23 protein-coding genes and 1 pseudogene are annotated in these 25,949 nt (G+C 67.8%); 10 read left to right on the top strand and 14 right to left on the bottom strand.

Going from position 1 to position 25,949, the window contains the following annotated elements:
* Window positions 1-206 precede the first annotated feature (206 nt).
* Both RTW82_RS32310 and RTW82_RS31210 read right to left on the bottom strand, forming a co-directional pair.
* Window positions 207-491, bottom strand: a pseudogene (locus RTW82_RS32310) (PAS domain-containing protein); the annotation flags it as partial.
* Between the two features lie 157 nt (window positions 492-648).
* Complete coding sequence (locus RTW82_RS31210) at window positions 649-1,542, bottom strand: LysR family transcriptional regulator (protein WP_316927520.1); 894 nt, start codon at window positions 1,540-1,542, stop codon at window positions 649-651.
* Between the two features lie 288 nt (window positions 1,543-1,830).
* Here RTW82_RS31210 and speB point away from each other — a divergent pair, with 288 nt between their 5' ends.
* The 6 genes from speB to RTW82_RS31180 all read left to right on the top strand — a co-directional run bounded on the left by speB (window position 1,831) and on the right by RTW82_RS31180 (window position 8,958).
* Window positions 1,831-2,790, top strand: coding sequence for an agmatinase (gene speB / locus RTW82_RS31205; RefSeq protein ID WP_021222817.1), 960 nt, complete (start codon window positions 1,831-1,833; stop codon window positions 2,788-2,790).
* A 2-nt stretch (window positions 2,791-2,792) separates the two neighbouring features.
* Entirely contained in the window at window positions 2,793-3,200 is a 408-nt protein-coding gene (locus RTW82_RS31200; protein WP_410478883.1) for a YybH family protein, read from the top strand.
* Window positions 3,201-3,224: 24 nt separating this feature from the next.
* Complete coding sequence (locus RTW82_RS31195) at window positions 3,225-4,739, top strand: purine-cytosine permease family protein (RefSeq protein WP_271660611.1); 1,515 nt, start codon at window positions 3,225-3,227, stop codon at window positions 4,737-4,739.
* 144 nt (window positions 4,740-4,883) lie between these two features.
* Window positions 4,884-6,272: a sodium:solute symporter gene (locus tag RTW82_RS31190; protein ID WP_316927519.1), complete on the top strand. Its 1,389-nt coding sequence runs from the start codon at window positions 4,884-4,886 to the stop codon at window positions 6,270-6,272.
* Window positions 6,273-6,378: 106 nt separating this feature from the next.
* Window positions 6,379-7,980, top strand: coding sequence for a 5-guanidino-2-oxopentanoate decarboxylase (locus tag RTW82_RS31185; protein ID WP_316927518.1), 1,602 nt, complete (start codon window positions 6,379-6,381; stop codon window positions 7,978-7,980).
* A gap of 252 nt (window positions 7,981-8,232) precedes the next feature.
* The gene (locus RTW82_RS31180) at window positions 8,233-8,958 is read left to right on the top strand and encodes an MBL fold metallo-hydrolase (protein ID WP_316927517.1); all 726 of its coding nucleotides are present in this window, start codon (window positions 8,233-8,235) and stop codon (window positions 8,956-8,958) included.
* A gap of 28 nt (window positions 8,959-8,986) precedes the next feature.
* Here RTW82_RS31180 and RTW82_RS31175 read toward each other — a convergent pair whose 3' ends face one another.
* The 3 genes from RTW82_RS31175 to RTW82_RS31165 form a co-directional block, all read right to left on the bottom strand.
* Window positions 8,987-9,121 carry a PA1414 family protein gene (locus tag RTW82_RS31175; protein ID WP_021222823.1) on the bottom strand — a complete coding sequence of 45 codons (135 nt, stop codon included), beginning with the start codon at window positions 9,119-9,121 and terminating at the stop codon, window positions 8,987-8,989.
* 197 nt (window positions 9,122-9,318) lie between these two features.
* Complete coding sequence (locus tag RTW82_RS31170; RefSeq protein ID WP_021222824.1) at window positions 9,319-9,465, bottom strand: hypothetical protein; 147 nt, start codon at window positions 9,463-9,465, stop codon at window positions 9,319-9,321.
* Between the two features lie 123 nt (window positions 9,466-9,588).
* Window positions 9,589-10,215, bottom strand: a complete 627-nt coding sequence (locus RTW82_RS31165) for a cysteine hydrolase family protein (RefSeq protein ID WP_316927516.1) — start codon at window positions 10,213-10,215, stop codon at window positions 9,589-9,591.
* Between the two features lie 120 nt (window positions 10,216-10,335).
* On the opposite strand from RTW82_RS31165, the gene RTW82_RS31160 reads away from it, so the two are divergent.
* Complete coding sequence (locus tag RTW82_RS31160; RefSeq protein ID WP_316927515.1) at window positions 10,336-11,292, top strand: helix-turn-helix domain-containing protein; 957 nt, start codon at window positions 10,336-10,338, stop codon at window positions 11,290-11,292.
* A gap of 531 nt (window positions 11,293-11,823) precedes the next feature.
* Here RTW82_RS31160 and ptrR read toward each other — a convergent pair.
* Window positions 11,824-12,696, bottom strand: coding sequence for a putrescine utilization regulator PtrR (ptrR, locus tag RTW82_RS31155; RefSeq protein ID WP_316927514.1), 873 nt, complete (start codon window positions 12,694-12,696; stop codon window positions 11,824-11,826).
* A 102-nt stretch (window positions 12,697-12,798) separates the two neighbouring features.
* Here ptrR and RTW82_RS31150 point away from each other — a divergent pair, with 102 nt between their 5' ends.
* Window positions 12,799-13,968, top strand: coding sequence for a YbfB/YjiJ family MFS transporter (locus RTW82_RS31150; protein WP_316927513.1), 1,170 nt, complete (start codon window positions 12,799-12,801; stop codon window positions 13,966-13,968).
* Between the two features lie 303 nt (window positions 13,969-14,271).
* Here RTW82_RS31150 and map read toward each other — a convergent pair whose 3' ends face one another.
* The 7 genes from map to RTW82_RS31115 form a co-directional block, all read right to left on the bottom strand.
* Window positions 14,272-15,063, bottom strand: a complete 792-nt coding sequence (map, locus tag RTW82_RS31145; RefSeq protein ID WP_081711618.1) for a type I methionyl aminopeptidase — start codon at window positions 15,061-15,063, stop codon at window positions 14,272-14,274.
* A complete protein-coding gene (locus tag RTW82_RS31140; RefSeq protein ID WP_316927512.1) occupies window positions 15,060-15,281 on the bottom strand; it encodes a ParD-like family protein in 222 nt (73 codons plus the stop codon). Before RTW82_RS31140 ends, map begins: the two co-directional genes overlap by 4 nt.
* A gap of 162 nt (window positions 15,282-15,443) precedes the next feature.
* Window positions 15,444-16,529 (bottom strand): extracellular solute-binding protein, encoded by a 1,086-nt coding sequence (locus RTW82_RS31135; protein WP_184488987.1) that lies wholly within the window; start codon window positions 16,527-16,529, stop codon window positions 15,444-15,446.
* On the bottom strand, window positions 16,526-17,566 hold the full coding sequence (locus RTW82_RS31130; protein ID WP_316927511.1) for a histone deacetylase family protein: 1,041 nt from the start codon (window positions 17,564-17,566) through the stop codon (window positions 16,526-16,528). Before RTW82_RS31130 ends, RTW82_RS31135 begins: the two co-directional genes overlap by 4 nt.
* Before the next feature lie 545 nt (window positions 17,567-18,111).
* Complete coding sequence (locus tag RTW82_RS31125) at window positions 18,112-19,131, bottom strand: AraC family transcriptional regulator (protein ID WP_316927510.1); 1,020 nt, start codon at window positions 19,129-19,131, stop codon at window positions 18,112-18,114.
* A 13-nt stretch (window positions 19,132-19,144) separates the two neighbouring features.
* Window positions 19,145-20,875, bottom strand: coding sequence for a bifunctional isocitrate dehydrogenase kinase/phosphatase (gene aceK, locus RTW82_RS31120; RefSeq protein ID WP_316927509.1), 1,731 nt, complete (start codon window positions 20,873-20,875; stop codon window positions 19,145-19,147).
* Window positions 20,876-20,989: 114 nt separating this feature from the next.
* Window positions 20,990-21,904 carry a LysR family transcriptional regulator gene (locus RTW82_RS31115; RefSeq protein ID WP_316927508.1) on the bottom strand — a complete coding sequence of 305 codons (915 nt, stop codon included), beginning with the start codon at window positions 21,902-21,904 and terminating at the stop codon, window positions 20,990-20,992.
* 106 nt (window positions 21,905-22,010) lie between these two features.
* Here RTW82_RS31115 and RTW82_RS31110 point away from each other — a divergent pair, with 106 nt between their 5' ends.
* Together RTW82_RS31110 and RTW82_RS31105 are read left to right on the top strand one after the other, a co-directional pair.
* Window positions 22,011-23,753, top strand: coding sequence for an amidohydrolase (locus RTW82_RS31110; protein WP_316927507.1), 1,743 nt, complete (start codon window positions 22,011-22,013; stop codon window positions 23,751-23,753).
* 102 nt (window positions 23,754-23,855) lie between these two features.
* A complete protein-coding gene (locus tag RTW82_RS31105; RefSeq protein ID WP_316927506.1) occupies window positions 23,856-24,599 on the top strand; it encodes a TorF family putative porin in 744 nt (247 codons plus the stop codon).
* Between the two features lie 401 nt (window positions 24,600-25,000).
* On the opposite strand, the gene RTW82_RS31100 is transcribed toward RTW82_RS31105, so the two are convergent.
* On the bottom strand, window positions 25,001-25,915 hold the full coding sequence (locus tag RTW82_RS31100; RefSeq protein WP_316927505.1) for a LysR family transcriptional regulator: 915 nt from the start codon (window positions 25,913-25,915) through the stop codon (window positions 25,001-25,003).
* Window positions 25,916-25,949: the final 34 nt, after the last annotated feature.

The raw sequence follows: 25,949 nt of genomic DNA, 5'->3' as shown, positions 1-25,949 counted from the left end.
AGGATCACCAGGGTGGCGAGGATCACCGGCCAGGAACGGACCAGATCGTAGGTCCAGTACTCGATCCAGGGCACCGGCGCCTTGCCAGCCCGCAGGCGCGCGTAGAGGGCGTCGGCGCGCTGCACCTGCTCGCGGGTGGGCAGCGAGCGCACGGACTCGTAGCCGACCATCTGGCCGTTCTCGTACACCGGTGTGACGTAGGCGCTGACCCAGTAGAAGTCGCCGTTCTTGGAGCGGTTCTTCACCAGGCCCATCCAGGGCTTGCCCTGCTTGAGGGTGTCCCACATGTGGCCGAAGACGGCGGGCGGCATGTCGGGGTGGCGCACCAGGTTGTGCGGCTGGCCGACCAGCTCCTCGCGGGAGAAGCCGCTGATCTCGACGAAGGCGTCGTTGCAGTAGGTGATCTTGCTACTGAGATCGGTGGTGGAGATCAGGCGTTCGTTGGCCGGGAAGGTTCTTTCACGCTGGGTGACGGGTAGATTCTGGCGCATACGCAAATCCCTGGTGATTGGTACGTGTGTACTTCCTGACCCACAGAAATTAGGTCTAGCACAGGGTTGCGAGGCCGCCAGAGGCGCCAGCCATTATTTTGGCATCAAGGGCTGGAACACCTCCCATGCGTCAGGGAAGCGCCAGCGAAGCGGCAGCTCAGTGCAGGTTCAACTGAGCCCGCAGGAGGTCGCGGAAGGTGACGATCAGCGGCTCGCGGGCACGGCCCCGGCGCAGGATCATGGAGAACGGCGCCTGGTAGCCGAAGGTGGCCGGCAGCAGGCCCCGCAGGCGCTGCTGGTCGACCCAAGGCTGGGCGTAGTGCTCGGGCAGGTAGCCGATGTAGGCGCCGGAGAGCACCAGGATCAGCTGCGCCTCCATGGACTCCACCGTCGCCGCACTGTGCTTGAAGCCGTGGCGCGCCAGCTCCGCCTGGCTCCAGTAGCCGCGCCCGACCATGCGCTGCTGGGTGATCACCTCGGCGGGGATGCGCCGCTCGGTGAACAGCGGGTGGCGGTCGCTGCAGTAGAGCCAGTGCTGTTCGCGGTACAGCGGCTGGTAGACCAGGCCGTTCATACGGGTGGAGAAGGCGCCGATGGCCAGGTCCAGGCGGTTGTCGAGCACGCCCAGTTGCAGGTCGTAGGGGCTCATCACCGAGAGGTGCAGGTGCACGCCGGCGTGTTCCCGGCTGTAGGCGCCGATGACCTCGGCCAGGGGCAGGGCCGGGTCGCTGACGGTGGAATCGAGCACGCCGAGGTTGAGGGTGCCGCGCAGCTCGCCCTTGAGGGAGGCGGAATAGCGCTCGAAGCCCTCCAGCTCGCCCAGCAGGCGCAGGGTCTCCTGGTAGAACAGCTCGCCCTTGCTGGTGAGGCTGAAGCCGCCCCGACCGCGGTGGCAGAGGGTCAGCCCCAGGTGCCCTTCGAGCTGGCTCATGTAGGTGCTGATGGCCGAGGTGGAGAGGTTCAGCTCCTGCTGCGCGGCGGCAAAACCCTGGTTGCGCACCACGGTGGCGAAGATGCGCAGCAGCTTGAGATCGGGGAGGGTGTTGGACATGGAAACTCCATGGGATTCGAAAGGCAGCACAAATCTGTAGGGGCGAATTCATTCGCCATGCAGGCCAGCGGCCTGCCCTCCACAAGCCCCGACCGGGGCCGCTTCGCGACCCTTGGCGAATGAATTCGCCCCTACAGAGAGCAGCCAGCTGCGACAGATCGGCGCAGTCTACCTGCTGCGGATAGTTTAGAAATACCTGAAGTGATTATTTGCCCGTGGGGATTCTTCCCGCGTCGCCAGGTCACCAGAATCGGCCCACGACAACCACAACAAACGTGAGGCCACCCCGTGGACAAGAAACTCCACCAGCCCCTGGGCGGCAATGAAATGCCCCGTTTCGGCGGCATCGCCACCATGCTTCGCCTGCCCCATATCCAGACCCCTGCCGAGCTCGACGCCCTGGACGCCGCCTTCGTCGGCGTGCCCCTGGACATCGGCACCTCCCTGCGTTCCGGCACCCGCTTCGGCCCCCGCGAGATCCGCGCCGAGTCGGTGATGATCCGCCCCTACAACATGGCCACCGGCGCCGCGCCCTTCGATTCGCTGAACGTGGCCGACATCGGCGACGTCGCCATCAACACCTTCAACCTGCTCGACGCCGTGCGCATCATCGAGGAGGAATACGACCGCATCCTCGGCCACGGCATCCTGCCGCTGACCCTGGGCGGCGACCACACCATCACCCTGCCCATCCTCCGTGCCATCAAGAAGAAGCACGGCAAGGTGGGCCTGGTGCACATCGATGCCCACGCCGACGTCAACGACCACATGTTCGGCGAGAAGATCGCCCACGGCACCACCTTCCGCCGCGCGGTGGAAGAGGACCTGCTCGATTGCGACCGCGTGGTGCAGATCGGCCTGCGCGCCCAGGGCTACACCGCCGAGGACTTCAACTGGAGCCGCAAGCAGGGCTTCCGCGTGGTCCAGGCCGAGGAGTGCTGGCACAAGTCGCTGGCCCCGCTGATGGCCGAAGTGCGCGAGAAGGTCGGCGGCGGCCCGGTGTACCTGTCGTTCGACATCGACGGCATCGACCCGGCCTGGGCGCCCGGCACCGGCACCCCGGAAATCGGCGGCCTGACCACCATCCAGGCGATCGAGATCATCCGTGGCTGCCAGGGCCTGGACATCATCGGCTGCGACCTGGTCGAGGTCTCCCCGCCCTACGACACCACCGGCAACACCTCGCTGCTGGGCGCCAACTTGCTGTACGAGATGCTCTGCATCCTCCCCGGCGTGGAGCACCGCTGAGCATGGACCGCCACGCCCAGGTCATGGAGGCCGCCAGGGAACTGGTGGCCGCCTTCGCCCGCAACGACACCGAGGCCTATTTCACCGCCTTCAGCGAGGACGCCAGCTTCCTGTTCCACACCACCCCCGGTGTGCTGCAGGGCCGCGCGGCCTACCGCGAACTCTGGGACACCTGGCAACGCGAGGGTTTCCGCGTGCTGGGCTGCGAATCGCGCAATCCGCTGCTGAGCCTGCAGGGCGAGGTGGCGATCTTCATGCACGAAGTGGTCACCCGCCTGCGTGTGGGCGGTGAGGCGATCACGAGCCTGGAACGGGAGACCATCGTCTTCCGCCAACAACAAGAACAGGGCCGTTGGCTGGCCTGTCACGAGCACTTGTCGGCAATGCCGGAGCACCTGCCCCAAACCTGATGAGGCTCCCCCGGGAGAACAACGATGCATAACAACAATAACGAGCAAAGCCTGACCCGAATCGAAACCTTCGGGGTCGAGCAGATCCCCGATCACGAACGCAACGCCACGCCAGTCGACCTGTTCCGCATGATCTTCGGCGGCGCCAACACCTTCGCCACCGCCGTGCTGGGCAGCTTCCCGGTGCTGTTCGGTCTGTCCTTCGAGGCGGGCGTGTGGGCCATCCTCCTGGGCGTGGTGGTCGGCTCGCTGATCCTCGCGCCGATGGGCCTGTTCGGCCCGCTCAACGGCACCAACAACGCGGTCTCCTCGGGCGCCCACTTCGGCGTGCACGGGCGGATCGTCGGCTCCTTCCTCTCCCTGCTCACCGCCATCGCCTTCTTCTCCCTCTCGGTGTGGAGCTCGGGCGACGCGCTGATCGGCGGTGCCAAGCGCCTGATGGGCCTGCCGGAAACCGACCTGACCCTGGGCCTGGCCTACGGCCTGTTCGCGGTGCTGGTGCTGACGGTGTGCATCTACGGCTTCCGCTTCCTGCTGTGGGTCAACAAGGTCGCGGTGTGGAGCGCCAGTGCGCTGTTCCTGCTGGGCATCTTCGCCTTCGCCGGCCCCTTCGACGCCAGCTACGCGGGCTCGGTGCAGGTGGGCAGCGAGGGCTTCTGGGCCGCCTTCATCGGCGCCGCCCTGCTGGCCATGAGCAACCCCGTGTCCTTCGGCGCCTTCCTCGGCGACTGGGCACGCTACATCCCCCGCGAGGCGAGCAAGGGCCGCATCATGCTGGCGGTGATCGGTGCGCAGCTGGCGACCCTGATCCCCTTCTTCTTCGGCCTGGTGACCGCCACCATCGTCGCCGTGCAGGCACCGGACTACATCGCGCAGAACAACTACGTCGGTGGCCTGCTGGCCGTCTCGCCGACCTGGTTCTTCCTGCCGGTGTGCCTGATCGCGGTGATCGGCGGCATGTCCACCGGCACCACCTCGCTCTACGGCACCGGCCTGGACATGTCCTCGGTGTTCCCGCGCCTGCTCAACCGCGTGCAGGCCACGGTGATGATCGGGCTGATGTCCATCGCCTTCATCTTCATCGGCCGCTTCGCCTTCAACCTGGTGCAGAGCGTGTCCACCTTCGCCGTGCTGATCATCACCTGCACCAGCCCCTGGATGGTGATCATGATCCTCGGCCTGGTGATCCGCCGTGGCTTTTACTGCCCGGACGACCTGCAGGTGTTCACCCGCGGCGAGACCGGCGGCCGCTACTGGTTCCACAACGGCTGGAACTGGCGCGGCATGGGCGCCTGGGTTCCCAGCGCGCTGGTGGGCCTGTGCTTCGTCAACCTGCCGGGGCAGTTCGTCGGCCCGCTGGGCGAGCTGGCCGGCGGCATCGACATCAGCCTGCCGGTGACCCTGGGCATGGCCGCCCTGCTCTACCTGGCGCTGCTCAACCTGTTCCCCGAGCCCGCCGAGGTGTACGGCCCAAAGGGCCCGCGCTGGGTACGCGCAAAGCGAGCCCCCAGCGGCCTGGGCAATGCTGAAATCGCCTGATCCGCATCCCGTGCAGCGGTGGCCGGAGCCCGGCCGCCGGTGACTCGCCCAACCCGGGGCAGCCGCCCCGGTGCTGCACCCGCCACGTGCTACGCCAGGCCTGACCCGCCTGAACTACAACAATGAGAAAGAGAGAGCTGAACAATGGCCTTGGATATCTTCGTCGTACTGCTATACGTAGCCGCGATGCTCACCCTGGGCTGGTACGGCATGCGCCGCGCCAGGACCCGTGACGACTACCTGGTGGCCGGGCGCAACCTGGGGCCGGGCTTCTACCTCGGCACCATGGCCGCCACGGTGCTCGGCGGCGCCTCCACCATCGGCACCGTGCGCCTGGGCTACGTCCACGGCATCTCCGGTTTCTGGCTCTGCGGCGCCATTGGCCTGGGCATCGTCGGCCTCAGCCTGTTCCTCGCCAAGCCGCTGCTGAAGCTGAAGATCTACACCGTCACCCAGGTGCTGGAGCGCCGCTACAACTCCGCCGCGCGTCACGCCAGCGCTCTGATCATGCTGGTCTACGCGCTGATGATCGGCGCCACCTCGACCATCGCCATCGGCACCGTCATGCAGGTGCTGTTCGGCCTGCACTTCTGGGTCGCCATCCTCATCGGCGGCGGCGTGGTGGTGCTCTACTCCACCATCGGCGGCATGTGGTCGCTGACCCTGACCGACATCGTGCAGTTCCTGATCATGACCATCGGCCTGGTGTTCCTGCTGATGCCCATGTCCATCAGCGACGCCGGCGGCTGGAGCGCCATGATGGACAAGCTGCCCGCCAGCTACCTGGACTTCACCGCCATCGGCTGGGACACCATCGTCACCTACTTCCTCATCTACTTCTTCGGCATCTTCATCGGCCAGGACATCTGGCAGCGCGTGTTCACCGCCCGCAGCGAGGGCGTGGCCAAGGTGGCCGGCACCGCCGCCGGCCTCTACTGCATCCTCTACGGCCTGGCCGGCGCACTGATCGGCATGGCCGCCAAGGTGCTGCTGCCGGACCTGGACAACGTCAACAACGCCTTCGCCAGCGTCGTCGAGCACAGCCTGCCCAACGGCATCCGCGGCCTGGTCATCGCCGCGGCCCTGGCCGCACTGATGTCCACCGCCAGCGCCGGCCTGCTGGCCGCCTCGACCACCATCACCCAGGACCTGCTGCCGCTGCTGCGCAAAGGCCGTGAGAGCGGCAACGGCGACGTGCACGAGAACCGCGTCGCCACCCTGCTGCTGGGCCTGGTGATGCTCGGCATCGCCCTGGTGGTCAGCGACGTCATCAGCGCCCTGACCGTGGCCTACAACATGCTGGTGGGCGGCATGCTCATCCCGCTGATCGGCGCCATCTACTGGAAGCGCGCCACCACCGTCGGCGCCATCACCAGCATGGTCCTCGGCTTCGCCACCGTCCTCGCCTTCATGGTCATCGATGGCCTCGACGCCAACACCCCGATCTACTACAGCCTGGCGGTGGGCCTGGTCAGCTTCGTGCTGGTCAGCCTGCTGTCACGTCGCCCGGCGGCCAGCACCAGCCTGGCCTGAGTTTGCGTGAACGGCCGCACCATCCCGGCGGCCACCCTTGAATTCCGGCCTGCGCCCGCAGGCCGGGATTCGTTTTATTCGAGACCGGAAGAGCAAGGAACCTGCCATGACCACCTGCGGTGAATTCCTCGTCAAGCAACTGCAAGCCTGGGGCGTCGACACCGTGTTCGGCATCCCCGGCGTGCACACCGTCGAGCTGTATCGCGGCCTGCCCGGCAGCGGCATCCGCCACATCACCCCGCGCCACGAACAGGGCGCCGGCTTCATGGCCGACGGCTACGCGCGCGTCTCCGGCAAGCCGGGCGTGTGCTTCATCATCACCGGCCCGGGCATGACCAACATCACCACCGCCATGGGCCAGGCCTACGCCGACTCCATCCCCATGCTGGTGATCTCCAGCGTCAACGAACGCTCGCGCCTGGGGCTGGGCAACGGCTACCTGCACGAGCTGCCCAACCAGCGCGCCCTGGTGGCCGGCGTCGCCGCCTTCAGCCACACCCTGATGAACGTCGAGGAGCTGCCGGCCGTGCTGGCCCGCGCCTTCGCCGTGTTCGACAGCCAGCGCCCACGCCCGGTGCACATCGAGCTGCCGCTGGACATCATCACCGCACCCGCCGAGCACCTGCAGGTGCAGCCCCGCCCTGCCCTCTCGCGCCCGGCCCCGGCCATGGCCCAGCTGCGCGAAGCCGCCAGCCGCCTGCGCAACGCCAAGCGCCCGCTGCTGCTGCTCGGCGGCGGCTGCGTCGAGGCCCAGGCGGAGGCCCGCGCCCTGGCCACCGCGCTGGACGCCCCTACCGCGCTGACCATCAACGCCAAGGGCCTGCTGCAACCCGACCACCCGCTGCTGGTGGGCAGCAACCAGTCGCTGATCCCGGTGCGCCAGTTGGCCCTGGAGGCCGACGTGGTGCTGGCCATCGGCACCGAGCTGGGCGAAACCGACTATGACGTGGTGTTCGACGGCAACTTCCGCATCGGCGGCGAGCTGATCCGCATCGACATCGACCCGCAGCAGCTGGTGCGCAACCACGCCCCGGCCCTGGCCATCCACAGCGATGCACGCCTGGCCATGCGCGTGCTGCTGGCCGAGCTGCCGGCGCGCGAAGCCAGCACCACCAGCCCGGGCGCCCAGCGCGCCGCCGGGGTGCGCGCGCAACTGGCCGAGGACTTCTCCGGCTGGGCCCATTACCGCCAGCTGTTCGACTGCATCCTCGAGACCCTGCCGGACGCCCGCTTCGTCGGCGACTCGACCCAGACCGTGTACAGCGGCAACCACCTGGTGGAGCTGGACGGCCCGCGCCGCTGGTTCAACGCCTCCACCGGCTACGGCACTCTGGGCTACGGCCTGCCGGCAGCCATCGGCGCCAAGCTGGCCGAACCGGGCCGCCCGGTGATCAGCCTGATGGGCGACGGCGGTATCCAGTTCACCCTGCCGGAACTGGCCAGCGCCGTGGAAGCGCGGGTCGGCGTGATCGTGCTGCTGTGGAACAACCAGGGCTACGGCGAGATCAAGCGCTACATGGAGCGCCGCGACATCACCCCGCTGGGCGTGGACATCTACACCCCGGACTTCATCGCCATCGCCCGCGGCTTCGGCTGCCAGGCCGAGAAGGCCCGCGACCACGCGCACCTGCAGGAACTGCTACGCAATGCACCAAGCGACCGGCCGCTGATCATCGAGGTGGCCGAGGCCGCGCCCTTTGCGCCTTGAGCCAAGGACAACCGGTAGCCCGGGCTTCAGCCCGGGAATCTCCCGTCTGGCCCCGGGCTGAAGCCCGGGCTACGGCTCTACGTGCGGGGGCGTTTCGCGAATGAATTCGCTCCCACAGTCGTGGGGTGGAGGTCGCTCTTTACCTCCACCAGGCGGAGTCGGGTGCGGCACAGGCCCATGCTGGAAACGCCACCGCCATGGCCCGCACCGGACAGGTATGCTGCCCCCACAACCACAACAAGGGAGCCCCCGATGAAGATCGTCAGCCGAGACCGCTGGTTCGAGGTCGAGCATCTCTACGACGGCGTCAGCCTGATCAGCGAGCCCTATGTGAGGCCCTTCTACCGCTGCAACCTGTGGCACGTGCAGGGCCGCGACCGCGACGTGCTGGTGGATTCGGGCTCCGGCCTGGTAAGCCTGCGCGAGCAGTTGCCCTGGCTCACCGAGCGGCCGCTGCTGGCGGTGGCCAGCCACACCCACTTCGACCATATCGCCGGGCACCACGAGTTCCCCGAGCGCCTGGTGCACCCCGCCGAAGCGGACATCCTCGCCACGCCGGACGGCGACAAGACCCTGGCCCGCGCCTTCGTCGGCGACGAGATGTTCGAGGCCCACCCCGACTGCCCGCTGTGCTACGCCGAGTACCGCGTCAAGGCGGCGCCGGCCACGCGGCTGATCGAGGAAGGCGATGTGCTGGACCTGGGGGACAGGACACTCGAGGTGCTGCACACCCCCGGGCATTCACCCGGCGGCATCAGCCTGTGGGAAGCGCGGACCGGCACCCTGTTCAGCGGCGATATCGTCTATGACGGGCCGCTGATCGAAGACGCCTACCACTCGAATCTGGATGACTACGCGAAGAGCCTCGCACGGCTGCGCGACCTTCCGGTTCGCACCGTGCATGGCGGGCATTTCCCGAGTTTTTCCGGGGAGCGCCTGCGCGAGCTGATCGGCGCCTGGTTCAAGGCGCACGACTGAGCGCGCAAGGCGCTGCGGAACCGGCGCCCTAGCGGCGCCGACGCTGCTCGGCCAGGCGACGTTGCTCGTCGCTGCGAACGGGGATGGGTTGCAGGCGCGGACGCTCGGTCAGCCCTAGGGTCACGGACAACTGCCAGGCGATATGGCTCAGCCAAGCTTTCATGGGCCCCTCCAGTCGATCAAAAGGTTGGTCGGGCGGCCCGAGTCAGGTTGGCCGCCCTCGGCGAACGGAAGGATTCCGCTGCCAAATACAGAGTAGCCCCGCCTCGCCAAAGCGAAAATGCCCTGGATCAAATTTCCCCCCGGGGCATGGCGTGGATTTATCACAGGCTGTTTCCGGCGCTGCCCAGGGCACGCAGCCTAGCCCTGGAGCGCGCCGTGCTCGGCCGGGTGGAGCGGATCGGCTGGCGGCAGCTCCCCGGCACGGGCGAAGCCGGCCAGGACGATCACCAGGAACAGCCCGGCGGCAAGGCTGAAGACGACATTGAGGGGATTGGGCTCGCCCATGGCTCGGTCCTTTTCGTGTGAGGGGCACACTGCATCGACCGGGCCCTGCCAGCAGGGTTCAGGGAATATTTCTGCAACGCCGGCAGGCCCGGCCCAGAGCGCCGGGACGGGCCTGCCGCTGCGTCAGCCGCGTGCCTTCACCGCGCGCTGGTTGGAGAGGTAGAGATCGTCCGCCTGCAACGCCTCACCGGCGGCCAGGGCGGCGAGCCATTGCTCGGTGCTGGCCACGGCGGCGAAACCGGTGTGGGAGACCAGGGTGAACACCCGGTGGATCTCCTCGGCGCTGGCCGAGCCGAAGGCGTTGGCGAAGGGCACCGAGCCGGTGGCATCGTGCAGCAGCTCGACGTTCCAGCCTTCATGGCAGGCCTGGCGGGCGGTGGATTCGTCGCAGTGCTGGGTCATGTAGCCGACGATGGTCAGGGTGTCGATGCCGCGCTCGCGCAGCCAGGGGCCCAGGTCGGTGCCGGTCAGGGCGCTGGGGAAGTCCTTCTGCACCAAATGGTCGTGGGCGCGGTCGGCCACCAGCGGGTGCAGTTCGGCGCCACGGCTGCCTCGGGCGAAGATCGGCGAATCCTCCGGCGCCAGGTGCTGCACCAGCACCACGGGGATGCCGGCGGCGGTGGCGGCATCCATCGCCCGGCCGATATTGGCCAGGGACTGGTCCACGGGCGGGTATTCGATCAGCAGATCGCCGCTGACGTATTCGTTCTGCACATCGATGACGATCAGCGCACGCTTCGGCTGGGCCATGGTGGAGCTCCTTGTTGTGGGTGGGTTGGTGCGCATTCTTGGCCCTGCCGACCCCAGCCGGTGAGTGGCCCGACTGCCAACTTCCGCTAATATCGGGCCAACCCCAAGGAGCCCCCGCCCATGCAGGAACACGTGATAGTCGTGGTCGCGTTCAACGGCATCATCCCCTTCCACCTCTCGGTGCCCTGCCTGGTGTTCGGCGAGACCTGCCCGGAGATGGCGCCCTTCGACCTGCGCGTGTGCGCCGCTGAGCCGGGGCCGCTGCACACCACGGCGGGCTTCTCCATCGCCGTCGACCTCGGCCTGGAGGCCATCGCCAGCGCCGACACGGTGATAGTGCCCAGCTGGCGCCGCCCCGACGAACGCCCGCCGCAGGCCCTGCTGGACGCCCTGGTCGCCGCCCACGCGCGCGGCGCGAAGCTGGTCGGCCTGTGCCTGGGCGCCTATGTGCTGGCCGAAGCCGGCCTGCTCGATGGCCGTCGCGCCACCACCCACTGGGCCTGGGCCCGCGACTTCGCCGAGCGCTACCCGCAGGTGCAGCTGGACCCGGACGTGCTCTACCTCGAAGACGGCGAACTGCTGACCTCGGCCGGCACCGCCGCCGGCATCGACTGCTGCCTGCACCTGCTGCGCCAGCACTGCGGCGCCGAAACCGCCAACCGCGTGGCCCGGCGCCTGGTGGTGCCGCCTCACCGCCAGGGCGGCCAGGCGCAGTTTATCGAGCAACCCCTGCCTACGAGCCCGCGCGACGACCGTCTCACCTGTGTGCTGGATTGGGTGCGCAGCAACCTGGAGCAGGAGCACAGCCTCGACAGCCTGGCCCAGCGCGTGCTGATGAGCCGGCGCACCTTCAGCCGCCACTTCCGCCAGCTCACCGGCAGCACCCTCGGCGACTGGCTGCTGGCCGAGCGCCTGGCCCTGACCCAGCGCCTGCTGGAGAGTACCGACCAGAGCGTGGAGAAGATCGCCACCCTCGCCGGTTTCGGCTCGCCCGTCTCCCTACGCCACCACTTCGGCCGCTCCTTCGGCGTCTCGCCCTCGGCGTGGCGGCAGAGTTTCCAGGGGAGTGTGGCGTAGCCACGCAATCGGCTCATCGTAGGTTGGCGCCGAGCACAGCGAGGCCCAACGCTGGGTGTCGGGCCTCGTGCAAGGGTCGGGTCTTATCGCGGATGAATCCGCTCCCACGATCTGGCGCCGCTGGGCGAATGAATTGGCTCTATCTGCGTTAAGTGTTGCTAGAGGATTTGAGTCCAGCTGATTGCCGAGTTTTGTTGACGCTTCTGGTTTCGCCCACCCGGGCGAGTCCCTTTTAACAATCGTCGGAATGCCGAACCACTTAAAAGGAACCAAAAGGGCTTGCCCCTGTATACGGGTCTGGCTTCGCCAGACTTCCCTCGCTCCATCATCGTTCCAGGGGCACGCCGCGAAGGGGCGTTTGGCGGCTGCTCCAACTTTCTTCGCTCGATTCCTCACATTGATGTGCGCACCAACCCAATGTGCACGTGGTGGCTTTCGTAGGATGGGTAGAGCGAAGCGAAACCCATGCTGCCGCGCACACCCTTCGCGGATGAATCCGCTCCCACGATCTGGCGCCGGTGCAGGCAATGGTTACGCGGGTTGCATGGGCTCTACGTCCATCACCTCGATCCAGGCCTTGAGGTTGGCGCCGAGCATGCCTTTGCGCCACATCAGCCAGGTGGTGGTGTGGTCGAAGGGTTCGGCCAGGCGGTGCACCGCCACCGCTTCGCGGCCGGGCAGGGTCTGCAGCATGGACAGCGGCATCAGCGCCACACCGCCACCGGCGACCACGCAGGCGAGCATGCTGTGGTAGGACTCGATCTCCATGATCTGCCCCATGGGCACCCGCGCGGCGGCGAACCAGCTTTCGATGCGTTTACGGTAGGAACAGCGCGGGCGGAAGCTGTACACCGCCTCGCCCAGCACATCCGCCGCCGAGGCCACCGGGGCGTGGCCGAGGCTGGTGATGAGCACCAGGGTTTCCTCGAACAGCGGCAGGCCGTCCAGCTCGGCGTAGTCCATGGGGCCGTCCACCAGCGCCGCGTCCAGCTTGCCGCTGACCAGGCCCTCGATCAGCTCGCCGCTGGGCAACGTTTGCACCTGCAGGTTGACCGCCGGCCAGGCCCGGTGGAAGCGCGCCAGCATCCCCGGCAGGTGGATGGCGGCGGTGCTGTACATGGAGCCGATGACGAAGTCGCCCGCCGGCTCGCCGCCCTTGAGCGCCGCTTCCGCCTCGGCCTGCAGCTTGAACATGCGCTCGGCGTAGCCCAGCAGCACCTTGCCTGCGGCGGACAGCTGCAGGCGCTGGCGTTCGCGGAGGAACAGGTCCACGCCCAGGGCTTCCTCCAGCTGGCGCAGGCGGGTGGACAGGTTCGACGGCACGCGGCTCATGCGCACCGCGGCCTTGGCGATGGAGCCTTCCTCGGCGACCGCCTGGAAGATGCGCAGCTGGCTGAGTTCCATGGCAAGCATTCTCTTTAGTTGAACAAGTTGTTCTTTATTATTCGTTTTAACTGAACAAGTCAAAACCCTAGCATGGCTTCCATCGCCACCCCGGAGGCCGCCATGTCGCCCATCATCCGCATCCTCGCCAGCATCCTCGCCCTGTTCGTCGCCATGGGCGTGGGGCGCTTCTCGCTCACCCCGCAGCTGCCGCACCTGATCGCCGAAGGCCAGGTCGACCTCACCGGCGCCGGGCTGATCGCCGCCGCCAACTACCTCGGCTACCTGGTGGGCGCCCTCGATGCCCTGCGCGCCACCGCGCCCGAGCAGGCACGGCGCCGCCTGTTCGGCGGGCTCTGGGCCGGCGTGGCCATCACCCTCGCCTCTGCCTGGGCGTTCGGCTTCTGGCCCCATGTGGCGCTGCGCTTCGCCGCCGGCGTGGCCAGCGCCTGGGTGCTGGTGGTGCTCACCGCCCTGGCCGCCCAGGTGGCGGTGCAGGCCGGTCGACCACGCCTGGCCGGGCTGATCTTCACCGGGCCGAGCCTGGGCGTGCTGGCCACCGGGCTGATGGCCCTGGCGCTGAACCTGCTGGGCCAGGGCTCGTCCAGCGCCTGGCTGCTGTATGGCGTTACCGCGCTGATACTGACCGCAGCCATCCACCCGCTGCTGCCACGCCCGCAGGCCCGCGCCGATACCGCGCCGCAACAGGCGGGCCCGCGGCCAAAGGCCTTCTACCCGCTGCTGGTGGCGTACTCGCTGGTGGGCATCGGCTACATCATCCCCGCCACCTTCCTTTCGCAGATGGCCGCCGCGCAGTTCCACGGCCAGTGGCTGGCCGACCTGTTCTGGCCCGCCTTTGGCCTGGTCGCCACCCTCGGCGTGCTGCTGGTAAGCCTGCGCCGCCCGGGTTCCGGCAACACCGGCCGCTGGCTGGTGGGCGCGCTCTGGCTGCAGGCGCTGGGGGTGCTGGCCTGCCTGTTCCCGGGCATGGCCGGGCTGGCGCTGGGGGTGATCTTCTGCGGTGGGCCCTTCCTCGCCAGCATGCTGCTGGTGATGCAGCGGGCCCGGGAGATCGACCCGCTGGGCCACGCCCGCAATGTCGGCCTGCTCACCGCCGGCTTCGCCTTGGGCCAGCTCGGCGGCCCGCTGCTGGCGGCCCTGAGCAGCCACTTCAGCGGCGGCCTGCGCCCCGCCCTGCTGCTCGCCGCCGGCGCCCTGCTGCTGGCGGGTGGCTTGATGCTCAAGGCACGGGAAGAGGTGAAGGTGGAAACCGTGGCGGTGTGCCGGGGGTAAGCAAGCGATAACCGGCTGATCCGCATCGATGGGTTTCGCAGAGCTCTACCCATCCTACAAAGGCGCAGACGCACACCCGTAGGATGGCGTAGAGCGAAGCGAAACCCATGCGGTGGCGCGTGCCGACCAACCCCGCACCGTTGGGCCTCGCTGCGCTCGGCGCCAACCTACGGCACCGAGTGCTGGTAGGTCGGGTGCAACCCGACAGGGCCGTGCGCCAAGGCAACGCGGGTTTCACCCGCCCTACGGGGAGCCCTCTGCGCAGCGGGCTCCCGGGCTGAAGCCCGGGCTACAGGTTGCCTGCTACGGCGTCGCTGGGAAGGCGTCGCGCTCTTCCTCGCGCAGGGTGAGCACGCGGTAGCCGGTTTCGGTGACGAGGATGGTGTGCTCGAACTGGGCCGAGAGGCTGCCGTCGCGGGTGATGACGGTCCAGCCGTCGGCGAGGGTGCGGACGCTGCGGCGGCCCTGGTTGATCATCGGTTCGATGGTGAAGGTCATGCCCGGCTGCAGGCGCAGGCCAGTGCCGGGATGGCCGACGTGGACCACCTGCGGGCTTTCGTGCATCTGCCGGCCGATGCCGTGACCGCAGTACTCGATCACCACCGAGTAGCCCGCCTCCTCGGCACGGCTCTGGATGGCGTGGCCGATGTCGCCCAGCGTGGCGCCGGGGCGCACCAGGCGGATGGCGTCGTAGAGGCACTGCTGAGTGGTGTGCACCAGGCGCCGGGCGTCGTCACTGATGGTGCCGAGGCAGTACATCTTGCTGGTATCGCCGTAGAAGCCGTCCTTGATCACCGTGACGTCGACGTTGACGATGTCGCCCTCCTGCAGCACCTCCTCCGCCGAGGGCCAGCCGTGGCAGACCACCTGGTTGACCGAGGTGTTGACGGTGAAGGGGTAGCCGTACTGGCCCTTGCTGCCGGGGATGGCCTGCAGGGTTTCGACTATGTAGCGCTCGGCGAAGGCGTCGATCTGCGCGGTGGTGACGCCGGGGACGATAAAATCATCCAGCGCCTCCAGCACCCGTGCCGCCAGGCGGCCGGCGACGACCATGCGCTCGACCTCGGCGGCGTTCTTGAGGGTGACCTTGCTCACTCCACCGTCTCCACCGGTGGCGCGGCGGAGAGTTCCAGCTCGCGGGCCTCCTCCATCAGGCGCTTGATGATGTCGGCGTAGGTCAGCTCCGGCTGGGCCTCGGCGAGCATGCCGATGCGCATCCAGTGCTCGGCCTGGGCGTTGATGGAGCGGGACATGGCGCGGCACGCGATGCGCGCCTCTTCGTGCAGTACATCGGAAATCTTGACGATACCCATGGCAATCGATCCATATACGAAACGCTACATAACATAGCATTTCATTTTGGAATCGCAAATGAGAAAAGGCCGCGGTGCGGCCCTTCCCCGTGCCCCCATCACCTTCGGTGACGATGGGTTTCGCTTCGCTCTACGCCATCCTACGAAGCGAGCGCGAGCGCATTAGGTACCGGTCTTGATCTTGGTCCAGGTGCGGGTACGGATGCGCTCCAGCTTGGGCGGCAGCATCTCCACCGAGAACAGCTTGGCCTGCACCTCCGCCGGCGGGTAGACGTTGGGGTTGTCACGCAGGGTGGCGGAGATGAGCCCATCTGCCGCCTGGTTGGGGTTGGCGTAGGCCACGTGGTCGGAGATGGGCGCCACCACTTCCGGGCGCAGCAGGTAGTTGAGGAAGGCGTGGGCCTGCTCGACGTTCTGCGCGTCCCTGGGGATGGCCAGCACGTCGAACCAGGCGGCGGTGCCTTCCTTGGGAATGCGGTATTCCACCTTCACCCCGTTGCCGGCTTCCTCGGCGCGGGCAGCGGCCTGCATGGCACCGCCGGACCAGGCCAGGGCGACGCAGATTTCGCCGTTGGCCAGGTCGCTGACGAACTTCGAGGAGCTGAAGTAGGTGACGCTCGGGCGCAGGCGGGTGAGCAGTGCCTCGGCCTTGGCGTAGTCGTCGGGGTTGCGGCTGTTGGGCGGCAGGCCCAGGTAGTGCAGCACCTCGGGGATCACCTCGGTGGGCGAGTCGAGGAAGGCCACGCCGCACTGCTTGAGCTTGGCCAGGTTGTCGGGGTTGAAGATCAGCTCCCAGGAGTCCACCGGCGCGTTCTCGCCAAGCACCGCGCGCACCTTGTCGAGGTTGTAGGCGATGCCGTTGGTGCCCCACATGTAGGGCATCACGTACTGGTTGCCCGGGTCCTTGGCGGCCAGCACCTTGAGCAGCGCCGGGTTGAGGTTCTTCCAGTTGGGCAGCTTGCTCTTGTCCAGGGGCTGGAACACACCGGCCTTCATGTAGTTGGGCAGGAAGCCGTCGCTGGGCACCACCAGGTCGTAGCCGGAGTGGCCGGAGAGCAGCTTGGCCTCCAGCACCTCGTTGCTGTCGTAGACGTCGTACTTGGGGGTGATGCCGCTGTCCTTGCGGAAGTTCTCCAGGGTGTCCGGGGCGATGTAGTCGAACCAGTTGTAGATGCGCACCACCGGCTCGGCGGCAGCGTTGAGGGAGGCGCCCAGCAGCGCCAGGGCGACAAGATGGCGGGCGTTCATCGGGCCACCTCTTCATAGCCTTGCAGCACGTTGACGGCGTTCACCCCGATGGCCTCAACCGCGTAGCCGCCTTCCATGATGAACAGCGTGGGCAGGCCGAGGGCGGCGATGCGCCGGCCCATGGCCAGGTAGTCGGGCGAATCCAGCTTGAACTGGGAGATGGGGTCGTCCTTGTAGGTGTCGACGCCGAGGGAGATCACCAGCGCGTCCGGCGCGTAAGCGGCGATCTTGCGGCAGGCGTCTTCCAGGGCGGCGGCCCAGCCTTCCCAGCCGGTGCCGTGGGGCAGCGGGTAGTTGTGGTTGCAGCCGGCGCCAGCGCCCTCGCCACGTTCGTCGGCGTGGCCCAGGTAGTAGGGGTATTCCACCAGCGGGTCGCCGTGGATGGAGGCGAAGAGCACGTCGCCGCGGCTGTAGAACAGTTCCTGGGTGCCGTTGCCGTGGTGGTAGTCGACATCGAGGATGGCCACGCGGCGCGCGCCTTGGTCGATAAAGGCCTGGGTGGCGATGGCGGCGTTGTTGAAGAAGCAGTAGCCGCCCATGAAGTCGCTGCCGGCGTGGTGGCCCGGCGGGCGGCACAGGGCGAAGGCGGTGCTGGCGCCGTTGCGCATGTGGTCCTGGGCGGTGAGCGCGACCTGCGCCGAGCTGTACACGGCCTGCCAGGTGCCGGCGGTGATGGGCGCCTCGGTGTCGAAGCAGTAGTGGCCGAGCTGGCCGTGCAGCGCCGTGGGGATGGGGCCATCACGGCGCAGGCGGCGCGCGGGGAAGGTGCTCGGCAGCATGTCGCAGCTGTGGCCTTCGGCGGCCCAGCGCGCCCAGGCGCCCTTGAGGAAATCCACGTAGGCGGCGTCGTGCACCCGCAGGATGGGCTCCAGGCCGAAGTCACGGGGCTCGATCACCTCCCCCAGCGCCTGGTGGCGCACCCGCGCCAGCACGGTGTCCGCGCGGCTGGGCATCTCGAAGCAGGGCTGGAGCTTGCCATCCACCAGTTCGGACTGGCCGAAATGGAGACGGTGGTCGTCGCTGTACACGGTCAGCATGCCGGGAACCTCATCTTGTTATGGGTGGATGGATTCTGTGGCGGATCGAGGCCCCTTGCGCAGGGGGACGGGCGGCCAATAGGGGATCGAAATGGCCAATTTGACTGGCCATGGCATTGCGCATGGGAGGTGAGCGACCGCATGGCCGCACGCACATCGTTGGGCCTCGCTGCGCTCGGCGCCAACCTACGGCACCGTATTCACCCCGAACCACGACGCCAACCGGGGCGTAGGGTGGATGGCGCTCTTTTCATCCACCGGCGGTGTCGACGGGGAACATGGGAACGAGCGGCCTGCAACAGAGCGCCCTTGTAGGTCGGGTGTAACCCGACGGGGCGTGCACGAAGGCAATGTGTGGGGCGGAGCACAGAGGCGGTGGGCTGAAGCGGAACGCCGCCCGGCCCACCCTACATATTGAAGCGGAGCGTCGCCCGGCCCCCCCTACGCGTCACAGGTGGGTTCAGCGCGATTGGGGGCTCCGCTTGGTGGATGAGAAAAGCGTCATCCACCCTACGCACCTGGGCCGTAGGCGTCGGGGGTCGACTTCAGCCGCGGAACTGGCTGGGGGGCTGGCCGCTCCAGCGCTGGAAGGCGTGGCGGAGGCTGGCGGTTTCGCTGAAGCCGAGTTCCTCGGCGATGCGGTAGATGGGCAGCTCGCCCTGTTGCAGCAGTTCCTTGGCGCGGGCGAAGCGCAGGTCGTCGAGCAGTTGCTGGTAGCTGGTCTGCTGCTGGGCCAGGTGGCGGCGCAGGCTGCGGGCGGAGCAGTTCATGGCGCGGGCCAGCTCCTCCAGCCCCGGCGGTGCGGTCAGGCGCTGGGCAAGCAGGTCGCGCACGCGCTCCAGCCAGGCGCGGCGGGTGGCGAACTCGGCGTTCTGCCGGCGGCACTGTTCGAGCATTTCCCGGTGGGTGACCGGGTCGGCCAGGGGCAGCGGACGTTCCAGCCATTCGCGGGGGAAGCCGAAGCCGCTGCGCGCACGGCCAAAGCGCGGGGCACGGTCGAAGGCCTGGCGGTAGAGCGGCGCGGCGCCGGGTGGCTCAGGGTAGTCCAGCTCCAGCGCGGCCACCGGCAGCGGCTGGCCGAGCAGGTCGGCACAGGTCACCCGCAGCGAGCCGAGGCAGAGTTCGGTGTTGAAGGGCTTGAGCGCCTCGCGCTCGCCGTAGCCGCTGGCCAGCAGCCAGGCCAGGTCGCCCTCCTCCACCAGGCGCAGGTGGAAGTAGGTGCCCAGCAGTACCGGGTAGCCCAGGCCGATGCGCAGGGCCTCGCCCAGGGTGGGCGCCGAGAGCAGCGCATAGCCCAGCAGGCCGTAGGCGGAGATGCGCGTGCGCTGGCCCAGTTCCAGCCCCAGCGCCGGGGTGTCGGCGAGGCGCAGGGCGTTGGCGAACACCTGCTGCTCCTGCCCGGGGTTGATCAGCCGTTGCAGGGCGCGCAGGTCGTCCTCGGTGATGCCGCTGCCTTCCAGCAGGCTGGCGGCGTCGATGCCGCGCTCACCGAGGCAGGCCACGGTGAGCGTCGACATGTGCAGCGAGTTGAGCCAGGTGGCCCGGGAGAACAGCGAGTCGCCCATGGCCTTCAGGCCGTCACTGGATGGAGTCCGGGCGTTCCTTGCGCCGGTAGGGGAAGACGTCGATCACCTTGCCGGCGCGGATGGCGTCCTGGAGGCTCTTCCAGTAGTCGGCGTCATAGAGGTCGCCGTGCAGCTGGTTGAACAGCTTGCGCTGGCCGATATCGGCGAACAGGAAGCGCGGGAACTCCTCGGGGAACACGTCGTGCGGAGCCACCGAGTACCAGGGCTCGGAGGACATTTCGTCCTCGGGGTAGCGCGGCGGCGGGATGAAGCGGAAGTTGACCTCGGTGAGGTAGCTGATCTCGTCGTAGTCGTAGAACACCACGCGGCCGTGACGGGTGACACCGAAGTTCTTCAGCAGCATGTCGCCGGGGAAGATGTTGGCGGCGGCCAGCTGCTTGATGGCCAGGCCATAGTCGTCCAGCGCCTCGCGCACCTGGGGCTCGCTGGCGCTTTCCAGGTAGATGTTCAGCGGGGTCATGCGGCGCTCGGTCCAGCAGTGGCGAATGAGCACGGTGTCGCCTTCCAGCTCGACGGTGGAGGGTGCCACCTCCAGCAGCTCGGCCAGGCATTCGGGCTCGAACTTGGCCTTGGGGAAGCGGAAGTCGGCGAACTCCTGGGTATCGGCCATGCGCCCGACGCGGTCGACGCTTTTCACCAGGCGGTACTTCTCGATCACGGTGTTGCGGTCGACGTTCTTCGACGGCGAGAAGCGGTCCTTGATGATCTTGAACACGGTGTTGAAGCCCGGCAGCGTGAACACGCTCATGACCATGCCGCGCACGCCCGGGGCCATGATGAAGCGGTCGTCGGTGTTGGCCAGGTGGTTGATCAGGGCGCGGTAGAACTCCGACTTGCCGTGCTTGTAGAAGCCGATGGAGGTGTAAAGCTCGGCGATGTGCTTGCCCGGCAGGATGCGCTTGAGGAAGCTGACGAACTCCGCCGGCACCGGCACGTCCACCATGAAGTAGGAACGGGTGAAGGAGAAGATGATCGAGACGTCGGCCTCGTCGGTGATCAGCGCGTCCACCTGGATGCCCTTGCCCTCGCGGTGCAGCAGCGGGATGACCAGCGGCCACTGCTCGTCGCGGGTATAGATGCGGCCCACCAGGTAGGCGCCCTTGTTGCGGTAGAGGGTGGAGGAGAACAGCTCGACGCACAGCTCCGTGTCCTTGATCACCCAGTCCGGCAGGCTGTCGCGCAGCTGGGCCACCAGGCGTTCGAGGTCGCGATCCAGGTCATCGAAGGGCACGGCGAAGCGGTAGTCGTCGAGGATCTGCAGCAGCGCCGCCTTGAGGTCGCCGCGCGGGTGGTAGCTGCGGGTTTGCGGGGCACGCTCGTGGGCGCGCAGGGACGGCCGCGTGGTGTGGATGAACATGCAGCCGTCGCTGATCTGGTCATGGCTGAACAGGCCGCAGAAGATCGAGTTGAACCAGGTTTCCGAGAGTTCGTCATCGAAGCGCAGGTCGATCAGCTTGATGTAGGCGCTCTTGACCAGCGGCCAGAGCTGCACGTCCAGCAGCACCTCTTCATCGAAGGCGCTGCGCAGGCGCTCGCTGACTTCGCTGACCTTTTCTTCGTAGAGGGCGATCCGCGCGGCGGCCGCCTGCTGGATTTCCTGCCACTGCGCCTGCTCGAAGCGGGCACGGGCGCCGTCGGTGATCTGACGGAAATGTTCACGGTAGTCGTCGAAACCATCGAGGATCAGTCGCGCGATATCTGCGGCCGGCCATTGCTGCGCCATGGGGAACACTCAGCTGGGAATTCGGAAGACGGAGCTTAGCCACAGCCCGCGCCGAAAAAAAGCTCCCGCTGCATCGGCCCCGGCCGGACCGCTTGCGACCGGCCGGTCATGGGCTCAGGCCAGGCCCCGTGCAGCGAGGAACGCCGCCAGGTAATCGATGAACGCCAACACCTTGCCGGTGGCCCGGCGATGGCTGGGGTAGACGGCGAGGATCTGGTCGCCGAAGGCGTCCGGGTCGATCTCGTGGTCGGGCAGCAGGCGCACCAGGCGGCCGTCGGCGATGTAGGGCGCGGCGCTCCACAACGGGGTGTGCAGCACGCCGACACCGGCCAGGGCATTGGCCAGCAACAGGTCGTAGTTGTCGCTCTCCAGCCGCGGCGCGGCGGGCTGGGCCAGGCGCGTGCGCTGGCCGTCACACTCCACCCACCAGTACTGCCGGCTCAGCGCCGGGTGGCGGTAGGCCAGCCAGTCGTGGCGCTCGAGATCATCGAGGGTCGGCATGCCCTTGCGCGCCAGGTAGGCGGGGCTGGCGCAGAGGGCCAGGCGGTTGCGCCCGACGACCCGGGCGATGAGCCCCGGCAGGTCGCTCTGCCCTTCGCGCAGGGCCAGGTCGTAACCGGCCTCCACCAGGTCGACGAAGGCGTCGCAAAGGTCCACCCGCAGGCTGATCTGCGGATAGGCGGCGAGGAAGCCGGCGCAGACGTCATCGAGAAAGGCGCGGCTGAAGGCCAGGGGCGCGGTCATCCGCAGGCTGCCCTGCAGGCCGTGCTGCAGCTGGCCGATTTCTTCGCTGACGTCATGCAGGCGTTGCAGCAGCTGGCGCGCGGTGTCCAGGTAGAGACTCCCCGCTTCGGTGAGGACGATGCGCCGGGTGCTGCGCTCGAACAGGCGTGCGCCCAGTTCGGCCTCCAGGTGGCTGACGGCCTTGGTCAGGGCCGAGGGGGTCTTGCCCAGTTGCTCAGCGGCACGGCTGAAGCTGCCCTGTTCGGCGGTGGCGACGAACATGGCGATGGCACCGAGCTTGTCCATGGTTTTTCCATTCAGGCAAAAGGGTTTTGCACGCTGCCGGCGTTCTGCCAGCCCAGGGGAGCCGCTAGTCTCGCTGGCAGACCGATAAAAACAAAGGGGGGAGCCCGTGAAAAACTTCGTTCCACGACTACTGGCCGCTGCGGTGGCTTTTTCCTCGATGGAAGCCATGGCCGGCGCCGATATGGTGCTGTTCAACGGCAAGGTGTTCACCGCCGACAAGGCCCGGCCCATGGTGCAGGCCATCGCCGTGGAGAACGGCAAGGTGCTGGCGGTGGGCAGCGATGCCGAGATCAAGGCCCTGGCGGACGCGTCCACCCAACGCATCGACCTGGCCGGCAAGGCGCTGATGCCGGGCCTGATCGACACCCACTCCCACGCCATCTTCGGCGGCCTGGAGATGTCCACCGCCAATATGGGCGATGAACAGGTCAGCCTGGAAGAACTGGAAAAACGCCTGCGCGGCTGGCGCGACGACGGCACCGCGCGCCACGGCGACACCCTCAACGTGGCGGGCATGACCTCCGCCTACTGGGCCCAGGCCGAGGCCATGGGCCAGCGCTTCGACCAGGGCGAGTGGGCCGAGGTGCCCATCGTCTTCGTCGGCAGCGACCACCACACCGCCTGGGCCAACGCCGCCATGCGCAAGCGCGCCGGCATCGACGCCAAGCTGGTCGCCACCCTGCCCGAGGCCGAGCGCGGCACCATCGGCCTGGGCAAGGATGGCGAGCCCAACGGCTTCCTGGTGGACGCCGGCTGGGACCGCGTCGCCGCCGTGCTGCCGCCCATCGACCCGGCCCTGTTGCTGCGTGCCGGCGAGAACGCGGTGCGCACCAACAACAGCCTGGGCATCACCGCCTGGATGGACCCGGCCGCCAACGGCGCCCCCGGCGAGCCGCTGTTCAACCTCAAGCCCACGGAGAAGTCCGTCGGCGTGCTGCCGGTGTACAAGGCGCTGGCCGAGAAAGGCGAGCTGACCGCCCACGTCGCCGCGCTGCTGGTGGCCCACCCGAAGAGCCGCCCCGCCGACCTGGACACCCTGGAGAAGGTGCGCCAGCAGTTCCAGGGCATCGACAACCTGAGTCTGCCGGGGATCAAGATCTTCGCCGACGGCGTGCTGGAGTACCCGGCGCAGAGCGCGGCGCTGATCGACCCCTACAGCAACAGCCACAAGCAGGGCGAACTGCTGATCGACCCGGCGCACTTCGGCGAGCTGGTGAGCGCGGCAGACGCCCGTGGCTGGCTGGTGCACATCCACGCCATCGGCGACCGCGCGGTGCGCGAGGCGCTCAACGGCATCGAGCAGGCACGCAAGGACCGGCAGAGCGGCGTGGTGCATTCCATCACCCACCTGCAGTTGGTCAACCCCAAGGAGTTCGCGCGCTTCAAGCCGCTCAACGTGATCGCCTCCATGCAGTTGCTGTGGGCCGCCGGTGACGACTACACGCTGGACATGGTCAAGCCCTACGTCAGCGCCTTCGCCTTCCGCTACCAGTACCCGGCGCACTCGCTGCTGCAACAGGGCGCGACCATCGCCGGCGCCAGCGACTGGCCGGTGTCCTCGCCCAACCCCTGGGCAGCCATGGCCCAGGCGGTGACCCGCGAGGGTGAGAAAGGCGTGCTCAACGCCGAGGAGCGCCTGGACCGCGAGACCATGTTCTACGCCTACACCCTCAACGCCGCCCGGACCATCGGCCAGGAGAAGAGCATCGGCTCGCTGGCCGCCGGCAAGCAGGCCGACTTTATCGTCCTCGACCGCGACGTGTTCAAGGTGGACGCCAAGGCCCTGGCCGAAACCCAGGTGCTCAAGACCTACTTCGGCGGCCGCGAGATCTACGCCCCCGCCCCATAACAACAACCGCACCACCGGTGATGCCTGGCCCCCGCTGCATGGGGGTCGGGCGGAGCCTTGCCCTTCATCTGCCCATAACAACCACAAGATCGGGAATCCACCATGAAGCGTTCCACCACCCTCCTCCTCGCCGGCCTCGCGCTGGCCCCGCTGTGCAGTCAGGCCGCGCTGCCGATCACCGACGACTTCGCCGTGCAGATCGACCTCAACCTGGCCAGCGACTACCGCACCCGCGGCATCTCGCAGACCCAGAACGACCCCGCCATCCAGGCCGGCGCCACGCTGCTGCATGCCAGCGGCCTCTACGCCGGCGCCTGGACCTCCAACGTCGACTTCGGCTTCGGCCTCAAGACCCGCCAGGAAGTCGACTACTACGCCGGCTGGTACTGGCAGGCCACGGACGACGTAAGCCTCGACCTGGGCGTGATCAAGTACGCCTACCCGAAGGAAAGCCAGTTCAACCAGAGCGAGGTGTACGCCATCCTCAGCGCGTACGGCTTCAAGGCCGCCGCCTATTACTCGGACGATGCGCCGAACATCATCGGCGAGGACCAGGACACCCTCTACACCTGGGTCGGCTACGAGACCCAGCTGCCCCTGGAAGTGGGCCTGGAGTTGCGCTACGGGCGCATGGACTTCAAGGACCCGCTGTTCTGGTCGCGCAGCGGCACCGGCAGCGAGTCGTACCGCGAGTGGGAAGCCAAGCTGACCCGCGACTTCCTCGGCGTCACCTGGGGCCTCGCCTACGTCGACACCGACCTCTCGGAAAGCCAGTGCGCCAGCAACTACGGCTTCACCGACACCTGCAGCGCGACGGTGGTGGCGAGCGTCAGCAAGTCGTTCTGATGGCCCGGTGCGTTGCCCCCAGGCAACGCACACCGGTCCGCCTGTAGGGGCGAATTCATTCGCCCAAGGCGCGCGCAGCGCACGACACACACCTCGTGGGAGCGAATTCATTCGCGGAAAGGGCCGGCGCCGCTGCGTTGGGCCTCGCTGCGTTCGGCGCCAACCTACGGGCCGGTGCTGGATGTAGGGTGGACCACGCTTCATCGGTCCACCATCGGGGCCAYCCGCSACTCCGCTGGTGGACGTAAARAGCGACGTCCACCCTACGCASGGCTCTGGCTCYTCGGTGGGAGCGAATTCATTCGCGAAATGGGCCGGCACCGTTGCGTTGGGCCTCGCTGCGCTCGGCGCCAACCTACAGGCCCGGTGCTGGATGCGCACCACCGGTCCACCACCCGCCCTCAGCCGATCCCCCGCTCCTGCATATAGCCTTCGAGCATGTCGATGAACGCCCGGACCTTGCGCGTACGCCGGCGGTGGGAGAGGTAGAGCACGTGCACCCAGGGGCCAAAGACATCGGGCTCCAGCAGGTATTCGGGCATCACCCGCACCAATTGGCCGCTGGCCAGATAAGGCTTGGCGCTCCAGCGCGGGAGCGGTTGCAGGCCATGGCCACGCAGCAGGCAGGCGAGCAGGAAGTCGTAGTTGTCGCTGGCCAGGTGCGCCACCGGGTGGGCCAGGCGGATGCGCTCCTCGCCCAGGCGCAGCCACCAGAAGTGCCGGTTGAGCATGGGGTGCTGGAAGATCAGCCAGTCGTGCTGCTGGAAGGTCTCCAGGGTCACCCCCATGCCCTTGCGCTCCAGGTAGCCCGGGGTGCAGCACAGGTAGACGCTGTTATCGGCCAGGGGCCTGGCGATCAACCCCGGCAGGTCGGTGGGGCCGTCGCGCAGGGCCAGGTCATAGCCGCCGTCGATGAGGTCGACGAAGGCGTCGTTGAGGTCCACCTCCAGGCGCACCTGGGGATGGGCGTCCATGTAGCGGCAGCAGACCTCATTGAGAAAGGCCGGGCCGAAGGACGGCGGCGCGGTGAGGCGCAGGGTGCCGCGCAACTCGTGCTGCAGCTGGTCCACTTCCTCGCCGGCCAGTTGCAGTTGCATCAGTGCCTGGCGCGCACCTTCCAGGTAGATGTGCCCGGCTTCGGTCAGCGCCATGCGCCGGGTGGTGCGCTCGAACAGGCGCACCCCCAGCTCGGCTTCCAGGTGGCCCACCGCCTTGGTCAGCGCCGAGGGCGTCTTGCCCAGTTGCTCGGCCGCGCGGCTGAAGCTGCCGTGCTCGGCGGTGGCGATAAACATCGAGAGGGCACTGAGCTTGTCCATCGACCTGTTCCGATCCGGCATAGAAGTTGTGCGC

The sequence above is a fragment of the Pseudomonas sp. zfem005 genome, from assembly GCF_032621735.1.
Taxonomy (GTDB): Bacteria; Pseudomonadota; Gammaproteobacteria; order Pseudomonadales; family Pseudomonadaceae; genus Metapseudomonas; species Metapseudomonas solani.
Note: the sequence above shows the minus strand (reverse complement) of the source record. Positions and strands in the feature narration are given on the sequence as shown.